Source organism: Exiguobacterium sp. SRB7LM (genome assembly GCF_015712685.1).
Classification (GTDB): domain Bacteria; phylum Bacillota; class Bacilli; order Exiguobacteriales; family Exiguobacteriaceae; genus Exiguobacterium; species Exiguobacterium profundum.
The window spans coordinates 1,503,417-1,518,236 of the sequence record NZ_VWVR01000006.1; the positions used below are offsets into that span (position 1 = coordinate 1,503,417).

General features: G+C 50.4%; 12 protein-coding genes. 2 read left to right on the forward strand and 10 right to left on the reverse strand.

The window, feature by feature from the left end:
* Both F3H97_RS08545 and F3H97_RS08550 read left to right on the forward strand, forming a co-directional pair.
* The gene (locus tag F3H97_RS08545; protein WP_196431081.1) at nt 1–2,322 is read left to right on the forward strand and encodes an ABC transporter permease; all 2,322 of its coding nucleotides are present in this window, start codon (nt 1–3) and stop codon (nt 2,320–2,322) included.
* Nucleotides 2,323–2,406: 84 nt separating this feature from the next.
* The gene (locus tag F3H97_RS08550) at nt 2,407–3,132 is read left to right on the forward strand and encodes a hypothetical protein (protein WP_047795005.1); all 726 of its coding nucleotides are present in this window, start codon (nt 2,407–2,409) and stop codon (nt 3,130–3,132) included.
* Nucleotides 3,133–3,162: 30 nt separating this feature from the next.
* On the opposite strand, the gene F3H97_RS08555 is transcribed toward F3H97_RS08550, so the two are convergent.
* The 10 genes from F3H97_RS08555 to pulA form a co-directional block, all read right to left on the reverse strand.
* A complete protein-coding gene (locus F3H97_RS08555) occupies nt 3,163–4,245 on the reverse strand; it encodes a low temperature requirement protein A (protein ID WP_196431082.1) in 1,083 nt (360 codons plus the stop codon).
* A 15-nt stretch (nt 4,246–4,260) separates the two neighbouring features.
* On the reverse strand, nt 4,261–4,533 hold the full coding sequence (locus F3H97_RS08560; protein WP_196431083.1) for a GNAT family N-acetyltransferase: 273 nt from the start codon (nt 4,531–4,533) through the stop codon (nt 4,261–4,263).
* Nucleotides 4,534–5,427, reverse strand: coding sequence for a DUF5996 family protein (locus F3H97_RS08565; RefSeq protein ID WP_230872834.1), 894 nt, complete (start codon nt 5,425–5,427; stop codon nt 4,534–4,536).
* 14 nt (nt 5,428–5,441) lie between these two features.
* Entirely contained in the window at nt 5,442–5,843 is a 402-nt protein-coding gene (locus F3H97_RS08570) for a (4Fe-4S)-binding protein (RefSeq protein WP_196431085.1), read from the reverse strand.
* Nucleotides 5,844–5,928: 85 nt separating this feature from the next.
* Complete coding sequence (locus tag F3H97_RS08575) at nt 5,929–6,255, reverse strand: thioredoxin family protein (protein ID WP_196431086.1); 327 nt, start codon at nt 6,253–6,255, stop codon at nt 5,929–5,931.
* Between the two features lie 20 nt (nt 6,256–6,275).
* Complete coding sequence (locus F3H97_RS08580; protein WP_074036087.1) at nt 6,276–7,127, reverse strand: DegV family protein; 852 nt, start codon at nt 7,125–7,127, stop codon at nt 6,276–6,278.
* A 125-nt stretch (nt 7,128–7,252) separates the two neighbouring features.
* Nucleotides 7,253–7,672 carry an RDD family protein gene (locus F3H97_RS08585; RefSeq protein WP_196431087.1) on the reverse strand — a complete coding sequence of 140 codons (420 nt, stop codon included), beginning with the start codon at nt 7,670–7,672 and terminating at the stop codon, nt 7,253–7,255.
* A gap of 14 nt (nt 7,673–7,686) precedes the next feature.
* On the reverse strand, nt 7,687–8,763 hold the full coding sequence (locus F3H97_RS08590; protein ID WP_074036084.1) for a nitric oxide synthase oxygenase: 1,077 nt from the start codon (nt 8,761–8,763) through the stop codon (nt 7,687–7,689).
* A gap of 97 nt (nt 8,764–8,860) precedes the next feature.
* Nucleotides 8,861–11,692, reverse strand: coding sequence for an EAL domain-containing protein (locus F3H97_RS08595; RefSeq protein WP_196431088.1), 2,832 nt, complete (start codon nt 11,690–11,692; stop codon nt 8,861–8,863).
* A 145-nt stretch (nt 11,693–11,837) separates the two neighbouring features.
* Complete coding sequence (gene pulA / locus F3H97_RS08600; protein ID WP_196431089.1) at nt 11,838–14,759, reverse strand: type I pullulanase; 2,922 nt, start codon at nt 14,757–14,759, stop codon at nt 11,838–11,840.
* Between the last annotated feature and the right edge of the window lie 61 nt (nt 14,760–14,820).

Sequence of the window (14,820 nt, forward strand, 5' to 3'; positions counted from 1 at the left end):
ATGCTGTATAAAAACGTCTGGAAGACATTAAATCGGAAGTGGATGCAACTCCTCGCCATCGCCATCATCATCGTCATGAGTTCACTCACGTACACGATGATGTTCTATGGCATCAGTGGAATCGAGGTCCCGACTGAAGAGTATCTGGAAGAATCGAATCAGGAAGACTTTGCGATTGACATGCTCAATCGGGTGACGGAAGAGGAGTTACGCGACCCCGCTGTCGCCACGCTCGCGGAAACAGGAACGTTCACATTGGCTGACATCAAACAAGCCGATGCGGAAGTCTTCAATCGTCTGATCGCATCGCGAATCGCTGCCGTCGAACAGGAGATGCCGAATGCTACGATTGAACTCCGTGACTTAAAAGCCATCACCTACACGTTCGATGACATCGAACATCGGGGATTGATTGTCAAAGAATCAGACACGATCAACCGCTCCTACCTCGAAGCCGGTGATCGACCGAGCGCGAATGACGAAGTCGCCCTCAATAAAAAATATGCAGAGGAGAACGGTATCGACATCGGAGACACAATCGACATCGGCAAACCGTTCACGGTGAGTGGATTTGTCCTCTTTCCGGACTATACGCTCCCGCTCTTCGATGATAACTTCTTCAACTTGGACCCTGGTTCACAGACCCTCCTCTTGATGACGGATGAATCGTTCGAAACATTCGTCGGGCAAGAGTCTTTCCGACTGTCCGGGGTGACCGATCAAGCGATCAAGACCGACATAGACCTCCCGTTTGTCGTCTCGGTCATGGAGACGGAAAATATTATCCGAAGTGGTGCCATCTACAGTGAGATTTCATCCGGCAAGGCGATGGCGCTCGGACTCAGTCTCTTTATCGTTTCCATCGCTGTCATCATCGTCGCCATCCTGATCTCGAATATGCTCGAGGCGGAACGAGGACAAATCGGACTGTTGAAGGCGATTGGTTATAGTCGTCGGCAAATCGCATCGCCTTACTTGGTGCTCATCTTGGTTTTCGCATTCTTTATGCTCATCATCGGTTATTTCCTGGGGCTTTATTTCGCGAACCCGTTGAAAGAACTCTATCTCGACTTCTATCTTTTACCGTCCATCACCATCGCCCAAAGTCCACTCGTGTTCGTGACAGCCGTGTTCGCCCCGCTCCTCTTCTTTGCGCTCGTTGCAGGAGCTGTCATCTATAAAATTATGGGTGAGAGCGCCCTTGCCCTCTTGTCACCACGGGACAATGTCTCATTGAATCGACTCAGTCGACTTGTCAGTCGCCTGTTGAGACGGGCGAGTGGCAAGACGAAGTTCAAATATTTGTATGCCGTCAAGAGCACGGGGAGTTTTCTCATCTTCTTTCTCGGGATCCTCTTCTCGACGATTCTCATCGTTTTCGCCCTCATGATGAACGGCGCCGTCGACCGTATGACCGTTGGCGGATTGAACGAAGCGGTGTATGAATACGAGGCGTATACAGACGGGACACCGGTTTTAGAAGCGGGACAAGAACCGTTCCTCACCTATCCGTTCGCCTTTGTCGAAGATAACCTGATCATCTTGAAGGGACTCGACTTCGACAACACCTTGTTCCCACTCCGAAACGAAGATGGGGATGTGTTGACACTTGAACCCGACGGCCTTGTCGTCTCCTCCTCACTCGCGCTAAAACTCGGCCTCGATGTGGGTCAAGACATCGATGTCACACTCGACGGGGACACGTTGACCTATCCCATTATCGGGATTGCCGATGAATTCTCTGGCGACTTCGCCTATTTGCCCCGGGCGACGTTAAGTGAACTTCTCACCGACGGCGCAACGGATGACCTGTTCAACGGTATCTATGCGACGGAGCGTCCGAGCGAATCGGACTATTCGACTATCCTGTCACGCCAAGGGTCGATCGATCAGTCCGAATCGATCAATCAATATATGAATTTCATGATGAACGTCTTGATTGGTGGGGCGTCCCTCATCGCTTTCAGCATCCTGTTCGTCTTGACGGCACTGACGGTCGAGAAGAACTATTACGTCATCTCCTTGTTGAAAGTGATGGGATACCAGAAACGTGAAGTCCGCTCGATGATTTTGAACAGCTACTTCATCTACGCGCTACTCTCCGCCCTCTTGAGCATCCCCATCGCCCTGTTGACGCTTCGGGTCATCGTCGTCGTCTTCGCGGAAGATTATGGGCTCGTGCTCCCACTTGAATTTGAATGGATTTATATCGTCTATACGCTCGGTGCAGTCGTTCTCCTCTTCTTCATGAGTACATTCATCAGCCGCCGAAAAATCGATCAAATCCCACTTCAGGAAGTTTTAAAGACGTATCAAGAATAATTCATGCCAAAATAGGGCATAATAAGAGATAGACCAGGTCTCTCCTGAGGAGAGACCTGACTTTTGCAGAAAAGGATGATACACATGAATCGTACACAAGTCATGCTCGCCATTCCCGGAAACTGGTCTTCCGCAGAAGGCGTCAGCGAACAAATCAGTTTACATAGTGAAGGCTACACGATGGCCGGTCTGTTGTTGCTCGAAGATGAGACAGGGAAGGCGTTCACCGTAGAAGTCGTCGAACGTGACCCAGCCCTCGCCGAGGCGATGATTCACGCGAGTTCTGGCGGGTTCACCCCGAAAGTCGCGAAAGGAATCGCTCGTCATACGCATGTCGTCTACTTGATTGTCGACGTGAACGATTTGACAGACGTCGCCGCTGCACGTCGTGCGGCAAACGCCGTCTTAAACGCAGGTGGAGTTGGCGTCATGGTCGAGTCAGCTGGTGTCTCTTACTCGAAAGACGAGTGGCAAGAATCAAAAGAAGAAGACCTCGCACTCGACTATTCGCTTCTCACGGCCATCACAGAAGAAGAGAACGCCTATATGTCATGGGGAATGAAAGCGTTCGGTCATGCAGACGTGGCTGTGCCGATGACACTCGACATTGAAGATGCCATCCACGTAATCCATTCGTTCAACTTCCACCTCATCTCAGGTGGTGCGATGTTCGGCGATGGCGACCATTTCGCCTTTGAAGACGGTCGCGCCTTCACGGTCGAGATGGGAGAGGATGAGCGGACGACCATCGACAACTTGTTGCATAACCCGTTTGGCTTGATTTATCTCGTCCCACAAGCAGCAGAATAAGAAAATGGAGCGCCCCGCGGCGCTCCATTTTTATGTGGTCGTCAGTTTCGCATAGATGGCGAAGAAGATGGCGAGTTCAATCATGATGATTAACGGTGAAACGAGGACGAATAGATGGAGGCCGGTGAACACGAGAATGAGCGCGACGAAAAACACGAAATAGCCCCAGTGCAACCTGCTTTCCGGGAAGCGATGATTGTGAAACACGAGCGTCGTCGACAAAAAGTAGACGAGAACGGCACCGAACGTCACCATCACTTCAAAGCGCTCATCCAACTCCCCGAGATACATCAGTTTCATCATGCTCGCCAGAACGCTGAGTGACATCCAAATGAACAGATGACCGTACAAAATGATTTGACCGGTCCCGACCGCGTCTTTGTCCACTTTCTTTTCGATGTTGTCAAAGTATTGCCACCAAATGGCGATGAGGACGATGAATGCTAAAATCGAAAAGCTGATGGACCGAATATCCCCGTCTTGCGGCTCGAGCACCGCCAAGATACTGATAATGGATTCCCCTAAGACGATGATGGTCAAAAGACCAAAGCGTTCGAGCAAATATCCTAAGTTTATGGGCGTCATGGCCAAGCGTTTCCGACCGATGATCGGTACAATCAAATCGATGATGAGCCCGAGATACAGCACGACGTAGCGCAAGCTTCCATCAAAAAAGATGGATAACGACGAGACGCCGATTCCAATCCAAAAATAGGTGCCTAAAAAGCGTGCCGCCGGGTCTTGAATACGTCGATTTACCATCGTATACTGCAAGACCGTCATGACGCGCAAACCTAAGTAGCCAATGAGAAATGAATAGTAGTAGTCATCAAAATCCACGTTCAAGCTAGCCGTCATAATTAATACGAAGATCATCTGTCCAATTACGAACAGACGCTGGTGAATCGCATCCTCGAAAAAGCGGTTGATGAACATCGTCTGCCCCACCCACGCCCACCAAATCGGGATGAACATGAGGACGAACTTCGAGGCATATTCGAACGGGATGACACCATGATGGGTATGAAGAAGGACATGGGTCGCTGTCGCAATCGCAGCGACATAAACCAGGTCATAGAAGAGCTCTAACCACGTGGCTCGTTTTTCTTCCATCTAGCCCACCCCGGTTCAGTTCGCCAACACGTCGTGATACTCGGCATGTCGGTCGAACTGATTTTTCGTAAAGGGACAGAGTGGGATAATCGTCTTTCCTTCTTCCCGAGCATATTCGACCACGGCGACAACAAGTTTCTCTCCGATTCCCTGTCCTCGAAGTTCATCACTGACATACGTATGGTCGACAATCAGTTTGTCCGGCCCCGTCGGCACGTAGTGCAGTTCTGCCGATGGCTTCGCCTCGTCCCCGACGTAAAACGTATTTTCCTTCTGTTTCATTTCCATTTACTCACCACTCTCCTCTTCTAGTTTTAGCGGGATAAAGAAATGGTCACGCATCGTCCAATCCATCTCGTCCATCAAGATGTCAAACGATGTAGACAAAAACGCTTGGACTTCCCCACTCGTTCCTTCATCAAGCGGCAAGAAAAATTCACTCTTCTCCGCGTCATAATAAGCCGCTTCCGGCTGTAGCGTCACGGTCGGTAGCGGTCTGAACAGGAACGGATAAGGCAAGACAAAATAGCTCGGTCGTTCCGTCACATCGTCCCCAAGCCAAAAACCGAATTCAATCAACTGTTCATCGAAGGCGACACGCTCGATCACTTTGTCTTCCGGGAACGGATGCTCGATCGGATAGATGACGAGCGACGACACGTCGAACGTCCCCCAAAAGAGTGCCGGTTTGATTTTCCGGCATCGTAGCTTCGATAGGTACGTCAGCTGTTCGTGTGCCGCCCGTTGAAACAGCCTCAAGCCTTGCCGGGCATACGCCGCATCATAGGCGAGCGGTGTCTCGTCCGTATCGAGAAGTCCTTGGAAGGTCATCTCTTGTGGTTTCGGGTTGATGCGAACGTCGACCCCATGCGTCCGCAGTCGATTGAACAAGTCGTCATGATAGGACTTGATTGTCTTCCCCGCTTCAATCGGGATGGCGTCCGTCTGATCTTCGACATGAACGACAAGGCAAGAACTTAGTAGATCCACATCAAGCTGGAGTGCCCGTTCTCCTTCAAACAACAGCCCTGTCGTGAACCCATTAACCGTGAGCGGTAGCGAGACATGCCCCCATTGCGGCTCGGGCGGGGCCAGTTGGAGTCTAATTTTCCCGAGCAGTTGGGAAATCAAATGCAAGGTCAACTTTGTATCACGCCAGTCCGAATGTAGTGGAATCTGCATCATCCATCATCCTCTCATCCTTTACACGCGCCACTATGGTCGCAAATCGGTCGCTTCCCGGACTGTCCACACCCGCAGAGCGTGGCCCGATACGTGGAGATGACCTCATCCCCTTGCTCGATGTGAAGGTCGCCACGCACCTCGATTTGTTGCCAGTCGTTTAATTTAATAGACGTCGGGACGTCCGGTTCCTCCGCATCTCCACCATCCTTCCGAACGAACTGCAGCGCACCGCTCGGGCAGCGTTCAATCACCGTCGCGACATCAGGAGCCTCGGCCCCATCCGGTAAGATCCACGGCTTCCGTTTCGTATCGAACACTTCCGGCAATCCCCGTACGCATTCCGCCGCATGGACGCAGAGCGACACATCATAGTACACATCAATCGATTCTCCCACGTATTGTTTGCCTCGCATCGAATCACCCCTTATGTGTTTGCGGGTATTTACCCGTTACACTATGAAAAAAACCCATCATCCAATGACAGGATGATAGGTCTGTTCAGGCTTGTCTCATTTCTTGCATGCGTTCGAGTTGATGCGTCAGTTCGCCGATTGGCACGAATCGTGCCCGGCGGAGCATTTCTTTCCCGTTGATGAAAAAGAGGACGACCGGCACGGTAAAGATGGAGAAGGCGCCTGCGACTTCCGGCACTTCATCCGAGTCCACCGCGACCGCCTCAATTTCTGGGAACTGATGGAGCATCTCTTCAATCTGAGGTTTCAGCGCATGACAGACACTGCATCCCGGATGTGACACGTAGACGAGCAGCTGTTCCGTGCTCGCAATCCGTTCATTCAATCCAGTCAAGGTTGTCATTGCTTCCATCTTGCATTCCTCCTACTTGATTAAGAGTTGAGCCACAAGACACCGACCGTCTCAAATCCGGCATGTACCGCAATCGAGGGACAGAATCGAGTCCGTACGACTTCAAGATCTGGTAATTTCGACTCGATGAGTGCGACGAGGTCATCTTGCATGTTCGGTGCGAGTGCCGTCTGAACGAACACCCGATTGTCCTTCACACCGTTTTCCGCGTGACGACGTTCGAGTTCACCGACCATCTCCGCATAAGCCTTCTTCAATGAACGAGCCTTTTTGAACGGGATGACTTTCCCCGTCTCATCAAGGGTGATGATCGGCTTGATGTTCAAGATGTTCGCAAGGAACATCTCACCGGAAGAAACACGACCGCCTCGGCGCATCGTCTCCATGTTTCCGATGATCATGAAGAAGTTCTTCTTATCACGCCATGCTTCGAGAAGGGCGACGATTTCCTCCACTGACTTGCCTTCAGCTTCAGCGGCCTTGCCGATTCGGACGAGTTCTTGTTGCGCCTCGAGTGCGGCATGCGAGTCGATGGTATACACGGTAAAGTCAGCCGCTTCGGCAGCTGCTTTCGAATTTTTCGCCGTACTGCTCAATCCATTCGAGCAATGAACGGCAATGGCACAATCATATCCCTCTTCTTTCAAGCGTTCGTAGCGGGCGATGAAATCTCCGAAGATCGGTTGTGACGTCTTCGCTTCTTTCTTTTGGTCAATCATATACCGATGTAGGTCTTCGAGCGAGAGTTTGGTTTCACTATAGCCGTTCCCGTCCACAATCAATTGAATCGGAACGATATCGACACCGAGACTTGCTGCCTCTTCTTGAGAGAAGTTGGCCATACTGTCGGTAATCCATGCGATTTTTGTCATAACTAAAAAGCCTCCAATAGTCGTTCATTTTTGTCCAATCCCATTATACCTTATTTCCCGCCCCTATTCCTACTCGACCGAACGGGACGAAAAAACAGAGCGACACACGGTCGCCCTGCTCCTCTTCATTTGGTCGAGATCAATTTTGTATGGGCGAACTCATCATGCGGCAACTCGAGGTCTTTATTCGACTTCATCTGTTGAAGTGCACGGATGAGCGGAATTCCAAGCGTCGCCGGGTAGACGACGTCTTTATAGAGTGTCCGCTTGATGACTTGCTCCAGTGAAAGCGGGCGTCCATCCGCACTCACGACCTTAATTCCAACGACACGGTCTCCTACCGTCTGACCGTTTCGATACAACATACAATAGACTTCTCCGGCCATCGTCACAACGGTCGGTAAGTAATACCGTTTCACTTCTTTGTCTGGCCAAATCTTTTTACGGACTGCCTTTTCAATCAGTTTTGCCGGTGTCTGAAAGACGAGTTGGTCGATTTGACCAGCGACGGCTCGTTTCCAAAGTGGGACTGCCACAGCAATCATCCTTTCTCTCGGTTCTAGCCTTTCAATTCCTCTTTTACCGGCTGACGAAACCCTGAGAACGGACATCCACTTCGAGCAAACAGGTTCGGTGTCTTGATCTGATTGTCGTAATGCTCGTGAAAAACGTGCGTCGTCGCAGGAGAGAGAGGCGGGATGAGCCAACTCCATTGCCCGGTGACGTCACGCCCCGCGTCCCGTTCGTTTTTTTCGAACCGCTTGAACTGTTTGGCAGCCGTATGGTGATCGACAATGGTCACACCTTCCCGCTCGAACGATTGCAGGACGGCGATGTTCAATTCGACGAGTGCCCGGTCGCGCCAAAGCGACCGCTCTTTCGTCGTATCGAGCCCGAGTGACCGTCCGACGAGCGGCAACAAATCATAACGGTCCGTATCGGCCAAATTCCGTGCCCCGATTTCCGTCTCCATATACCAGCCGTTAAACGGGACCGAGGTAAACCGTAGACCTCCGATCTCTAGCTCCATATCCGCAATCGCTGGGACCGCGTGCCATTTGATGGTCCGTCCGTCAAACAAGTCCACATCCTCGTGCCGAATGTCCACCTCAAGCACGGCCTCACTCGGCAACTCAAACAAGCGGACGTCTCGCCCGTCCGTGATCATGAGTGGGAGGATATCGAACGGCGTGCCGGCTCCGACCCATCCGAGTTCTTTCGCTCGTTTCGTCATCGTGACGGACATCGGGTCTCCGATGATTCCGTCAGGTGTCTCATATCCCGCGTACCGAATCAATTGTGTGTTCAATAGTTTGAACTCGTTTGGAAGAACCGTCATCGTCGAACGGATTTTTCCGCCGTTCGTGGCGAACCGAAGGTGGTCGACAAGATGGGTGTAGACAGCCTCAAACGTATCGGCGTCCCGTGCGTCAATCACATGGAGTGTCTGCCAAAACAAGCGGCCGATGCAACGATTCGAATTCCGCCACGCCACCTTGGCACCCTCACACAACTCTTCCGTCGTCAACGAATAGGTGCCCGTGCGCTCAATTTCATCTTTGATTTCTCGAAGGCGTTCGGAAGGGTCGTCATGCCATTGCCGCATCCAGTCGCTCGCTTGTTCATACAGATTCATATCTAAGGTCTCCTCACTCGATTCTCTCTTTCTCCATCTTAGAGAAAAGGAGACCCCTGTTTCAACTATCTATTCTCACAGAAGACACGTTGGGTACTCAAGACCGCTCTGGCTGATGGACGAGTTCGATGTAGTCGGTGACTTCTTCGTTTTCGCTCACTTCCTGCTCGAGGGCGGTCATTTGCGCCTCGATGGTCGGACTTGATTCGTAGTCGGCGGCATATTGATACAGCCCATTCGTCACTTCGGTCATTCGACGTAAGCGGACAGGCAAGTCTGTACCGGATGCAAAACGAATGATGAACGTGACGTCTCCTTCTAACGGAAGGCGCAGGGCAGCATAAAAATGAAGCGTTTGATCCGTTCTTGACGTCAGTACAATCGAAGAGAGCCCAACCGAAACAGGCTGTTGCCGAATCGTCGTAATCGTGATACCTGCTTGGATGTAACGATTCTCGGACGCCTCATGAGCATCGAACGGATCGGGAATCAGTTTCCCCGTCTCCATCATCTGCAAGAAGGAATTCTCTCGGACCGGCGGACTGAATAGATATCCTTGAATCGTCTTGCAACCGAGCTGTCGCAACAAGAGCAAGTCCTCCATTTGTTCAATCCCTTCAACCACGACACCTAACCCGAATTCTTTTGCCAAGACGACGAGACTATGAATGATGGCCCGCGCTTGTTTGTTCTCTGATACTCCATGACCAAAAATCCGGTCAATTTTGATGGTATTCACTTGAAACTGTTGCAGATAGGCAAGCGACGAGTAGCCTTTTCCGAAATCATCAAGCGCAAGTTGAATCCCGAGCGCCCGTAACGAAGAAAAGACATTCATGATGTGATGCGACGCATCGAGCTGTGACGTCTCGGCCACTTCAATCTCAATCCAGTGCAACGGTACATCGTGACGTTCACTCGCTGATTCGAACGTGTTGAATAATTGCTCATGATACAAGTATTTCGGAGAGACGTTCAACGAGATTGGAATCTTATTCGCGAGCGTCGCTAAAAAGCGAAACACCTCTTCAATCAGATAGTCCGTCAATCGGATGAACAGATTGCTCTCTTCTGCGAGCGGGATGAAGTCTAGCGGGGAAACGACACCCCACGTCGGATGTTCCCAACGCATCAACGCTTCCGCCCCTGTGATATTACCTGTCCAGGCGTTCACTTTCGGTTGATACAACAAATAAAACTCATTCCGGTCAATGGCGCTCGGCAAGTCACGTAGCAACTCGAATCGCTTCAATTCATCGAGATTCATGTGTGAAGCGTACAAGGAAATCGCTGCCGCTCCCGACTTCCCGGCCCGGCCCATCGCCATATAACTTCGACGAATGAGTGTCGTCTCGTCTTCCGCATCATTCGGATAGCGACTGACGCCAATCTGCATGTTCGGATAAACGGTATATGGTTCAAGTTGGAAACAGTGCTTCGATAACGTCGCGAGCCGTTCCCCGATTCGAATCAACCACTCCTCTTCATGATATCCCGGCATGACGACAAGGAATGTATCTCCGTCCAAATGACCGACAATCGCCTCGTCCGGCACCATTCGTTGCAATTGATTTGCCGTCTGGATACGCCATTCATCTCCATATTCGTATCCAAACGTCCGATTGATATCACCGATTCGATTAAAGGTCACTGTGAACAATACGAACGCCATATCCTTTTGAATCAATCGCGTGATTGACTGAAACATCGTCTCGCGATTCGGGATGTTCGTCATCGGATCAAACTCGCTCAGTCGAAGCACCTCGGCTTGCTGTCCTCTCACTTCGGTCATATCACGAATCAACGCTTGAAACCCACGTACCCGACCCGTTTCATCGAACAAATGCTGTCGGTACTCTTGAATCCATTTTTGCTTCTTTCCGACAAAAATCCGATACTCGAGATTCACAGGTGTCGTATGACGTGTCTGTTCATTCGCCTGATTGACTTTCGCTAAGTCGTCCTGATTGATGACAACTTTCCAGTAATTCGGGTGTGCGTTGAATTGTTTCACCGTATACCCAAAGATGGCCTGAAACTGCCCTGTTGCGAATTCAATTTGACTCGTATCATAACTATAATCACAGATGGCCGTATCGGATGCTTCGCAAACACGACGCAATAGCTCATCTTTATCAGTCAATTCATTCTCGATGCGCTGCTGATCTTTCGTTGAAAAGATGACGTATGTGATGACGTTACGGTCGACAGAGAGCGCCCCCCGCACCGTCACCGGCAAATCTTCAGACGTCAACTGATGACGCAGTCGAATCTCCATCGCGAAGTCTGCCCCATCATCGGCTGTTCGCAACGTCTGAATCGCTTGAGTCAACCGTTCCCAATCATCGGGATGAACCGTTTCCCGGATTTCTTCCACCTGCATCTCGGTCAATCGCCGCCTTGAAATACCGAGAAAAGACGAGACTTGAGAAGAGAAAGAGAATGACCTATCCGCGAGATGTATTTCGATGACCATGAGACCAGGCACCTGTTCGAGTAACTCCCGTCCCACTTTCATAATGGCGTAACGGTTTTGTGTGTCCCATTCGGCGCTCATGTCCTTGACGATACCGTATACGCCTTGAATGAGTTGATCTTTATAAAGCGGGGTGCATGTTACTACGAGCTTTCGCTGTTGCCCCGCATATGCTTTGACTAGTTCAAAATGAACCGTCTCCCCGGCTAACGCCTGTTCGTGATATGGAGCAAACTCTTCCGTATCTGCTGGTGATAGCGCGAAGTCGTCGAATAAAAGTCCCATCTTTTCATTCGAATCGATTAGTCGACCATTTGTATCGAGCACGTAAATGGCATCCGGATACTGTTCAATCAAGAGCGAATCCACATGGAACGGGAGAATCGGTCCAGCTGACAGCATATCCGTGACATCACCATTGACGCGATGAATCCACTTTTTGAAAATCGCCATACAACCTCTCCTTTCGAAAGAGATGGAAGTTTCAAACGGAAATTCTCGTGTTCATACAAAATAACTAGTTTGTAAAGCATTAATTACCAATTACCCATAATTGTTCCATTAGAAAACCCCACTCGTTTCAAAGTGGGGTCAATGATTAGTTGCGTTCGAGGACGAACGTCTTGTATGCAGGCACGTTTACTTTTCCAGTTGCGCGCTTGATTGTCTTCGTTCCGGCACGGTCGCCATCGACAATCACGTTCCAGCTCCCCTTAGGAAGGGTGACTTGAACATTTGTCGGGTTGGCGTTATGCGTGATGAACAAGTCGTTCTTTTGACCCGGTGCATCTTCGTCAATCGTGTATGTGATGACGTTCGCTTCCGCTTTGTGGAACGTCAAGAATCGTTTCACATCGCTCGCTTTTGTCATCCGAAGACCTGGGTTGGCTTTACGCATCTCAATCAAGCCTTTCATGTATTGAACGTCCGCCTTGCGGTCGGCCGCCCGTTTCCAATCGAGCTGGTTGATTGAGTCTGGTGATTTGTACGAGTTGTGGTCGCCTTCCTTCGTGCGCATGAACTCTTGTCCAGCATGGAGGAATGTCGTCCCTTGACTCGTCAAAATGATGCTTGAAGCGAGTCGGTGCATCTTCGTCTTGTTCAATTCTGATACGGTTGGGTTCGTCAACTCCAGTTTATCCCATAACGTGTGGTTGTCATGGGCTTCAACGTACGTGATGGCTTGCGTCGGCTCTTTCGTGAATCCTTTAATCGTGTCGCTATAAGCGATCTCACCGACGATTCCCGTCTTCACGCGATTTTCCATACCCTCTTTTCCGTTGACGAATCCTTTGTCCTCATCGAAGAAGACGCTGCCTTTCAAGCCGTCACGGATGTTGTCATTGAAGTGGGCGATGCCCGGCATGTCGTAGGCGTTCTTTTGATTTGCTTTTAATTCAGCATCGAGCGGCGTACCGAGGTCCCATCCTTCTCCGAAGACGAGAATCGACTTGTCGACTCGATTCAACTCCGAACGAACCTTGTTCATCGTGTCGACGTCATGGATTCCCATCAAGTCGAAACGGAATCCGTCCCAATGGTACTCTTTTGCCCAATAGACGACCGAGTCGACGATTAGTTTTTGCATCATCGCCCGTTCGGAAGCCGTATCGTTTCCGACACCTGTTCCGTTGGCATAGTCACCACCCGCTGTGTAGCGGTAGTAGTAACCCGGTACGATTTTGTGCAAGTTCGATGCCTGTGCATCGAACATATGGTTGTATACGACGTCCATGACGGCACGTAAATTGTTGTCATGCAATCCTTGAATCATCTGTTTCATTTCCATGATGCGTACTTTCGCATCGTAAGGATTCGTTGAATACGACCCTTCTGGTGCATTGTAGTTTTTCGGGTCATATCCCCAGTTGTACGTCGCCATCGGATTCGTCTCATCGACGGAGGCCGTATTGAAGTCATAGACTGGAATGAACTGAACGTGTGTCACGCCGAGATCTTTGACGTGATCGAGCCCTGTCTTCGTTGCCGTTTTCTTTCCGTCAACGAGAAGACGCGTTCCTGGTTCGATGACACCGAGATACTTTCCTTTGTTTTGGATGCCTGAGTCGTATTTGTCCGTCTTCACATCAAAGATGGAGAAATCACGGACATGCGTCTCATAGATGATCGCGTCCGTCGATTGTTTCAACTTCGGTTTCATCGAATTCCAACGTTTTGGATCTGTCTCTTTCAAATCGACGATGACACCTTGGTCACCGTTCACGCCGACAGCCGTCGCATACGGATCGACCGCACGGACCTTCCCTGTCGCATGGGTCACTTGGTACGTATAACCGATGCCGTCCAGGTCACCACGAACTTCCGCCACCCACGTGCCGCGTTCTCCGCGCTTCATTTGAATCACTTTCTTCATATCTTTGTCGTTCGTCGGTCGGTTCGTCGGCATGTTCCACAGTTCGAGCTCGACTTGTTGAGCCGTCGGTGCCCAGAGGACAAACTTTGTTTTCGACTTTTGGTACGTGACACCGAGTTTACCGTCGTATGCATATTTCGCATCGAATTCTTTCGAACGAAGAACTTTTCCGGCTTGGAGCGTCTGTTCTCCGAACTCCGGGTGCGAGGCTTTGGTGACTTTCGCTAAATCGATGTCTGTTTTGAATTGAATCGTCACCGACTTGTCGCTAGCTTTTTCAATCGATTCCACCGTTGCCCCGTCTACGCTCAATTCATCGATGAACGCATCCGTGATGACGCGGTTCGTTGTGAGTGTCGCTTGACGGAACGTGTCCGCCGAGAACGAGACAAGTTTTGGAGAGCGATCGATTTGTGGCTCTGAATAGTAGATTGTCGAATCTCCTTCAACGAGCCAAATCTCTTTCGCAGTCCCGAGAACGAATCGGTCTTCCCCATCCTTCTCCGTCCATTCTCCTTTTTTCGTGATCAAGCCCATGAGTTTCTTCGATTCCGGGTTGGCGAGTTTCACGTTCGCGACGGCACCGAAATCATCAGCCTCATCGAAGGTGATGCTCTGTCCGTCCCCACCGTCCGGCCAAGCCCATAGACCCCAGTCCGTGTATGTATTGTCGTAACGGAAATAATGAACTTTCATATCGATTTCCGTCGAAGCCGTCTCCCCGTCCGGGTTTGACGTATAGATGGTCGGATCGCCTGACTTGATCCACACTTCGGCGACGCCATCTTGAATCATATCGCTTGTGATGAAGCGGTCGTTCTCAGAACCTTTATCTTTGTCCCAATTATCCGTGCGGACGATGAGACCGATTTTTTCAGGTGAATCGACTGGGAATTCGTAAGCCGCCACCTTACCGAATGCATCTTCCCCGTTGAATGTGAAGCCTTTGTTCGGGAAGTAATCTGGGCCGTTCGCCCAAAGCCATAAGTTCCAATCCTTTTCGTTATCCGGCGCCTCTTGATAATGGACGACGACAAGCGTCGACTTCCCTTTATCTAAAGCGGACGTCGGCATCGGAAACATTGACAGAATCAGTGCAAACGTTAGCACAACTGCCCATAAGGGTTTCCATTGTTTTTTGACCATGAGGGTCCCTCCTTGTAGCACTTTTTTAAGAAAACGCTTACACAGAAATTGTAAACGGTTT

Excerpts from the sequence above, each read along its gene's own strand:
- pulA (WP_196431089.1), bottom strand. The coding sequence starts at position 14,759 with ATGGTCAAAAAACAATGGAAACCCTTATGGGCAGTTGTGCTAACGTTT.
- F3H97_RS08560 (WP_196431083.1), bottom strand. The coding sequence starts at position 4,533 with ATGGAAATGAAACAGAAGGAAAATACGTTTTACGTCGGGGACGAGGCG.
- F3H97_RS08555 (WP_196431082.1), bottom strand. The coding sequence starts at position 4,245 with ATGGAAGAAAAACGAGCCACGTGGTTAGAGCTCTTCTATGACCTGGTT.
- F3H97_RS08585 (WP_196431087.1), bottom strand. The coding sequence starts at position 7,672 with ATGATTGCTGTGGCAGTCCCACTTTGGAAACGAGCCGTCGCTGGTCAA.
- F3H97_RS08595 (WP_196431088.1), bottom strand. The coding sequence starts at position 11,692 with ATGGCGATTTTCAAAAAGTGGATTCATCGCGTCAATGGTGATGTCACG.
- F3H97_RS08590 (WP_074036084.1), bottom strand. The coding sequence starts at position 8,763 with ATGAATCTGTATGAACAAGCGAGCGACTGGATGCGGCAATGGCATGAC.
- F3H97_RS08570 (WP_196431085.1), bottom strand. The coding sequence starts at position 5,843 with ATGCGAGGCAAACAATACGTGGGAGAATCGATTGATGTGTACTATGAT.
- F3H97_RS08580 (WP_074036087.1), bottom strand. The coding sequence starts at position 7,127 with ATGACAAAAATCGCATGGATTACCGACAGTATGGCCAACTTCTCTCAA.
- F3H97_RS08545 (WP_196431081.1), top strand. The coding sequence starts at position 1 with ATGCTGTATAAAAACGTCTGGAAGACATTAAATCGGAAGTGGATGCAA.
- F3H97_RS08550 (WP_047795005.1), top strand. The coding sequence starts at position 2,407 with ATGAATCGTACACAAGTCATGCTCGCCATTCCCGGAAACTGGTCTTCC.
- F3H97_RS08575 (WP_196431086.1), bottom strand. The coding sequence starts at position 6,255 with ATGGAAGCAATGACAACCTTGACTGGATTGAATGAACGGATTGCGAGC.
- F3H97_RS08565 (WP_230872834.1), bottom strand. The coding sequence starts at position 5,427 with ATGCAGATTCCACTACATTCGGACTGGCGTGATACAAAGTTGACCTTG.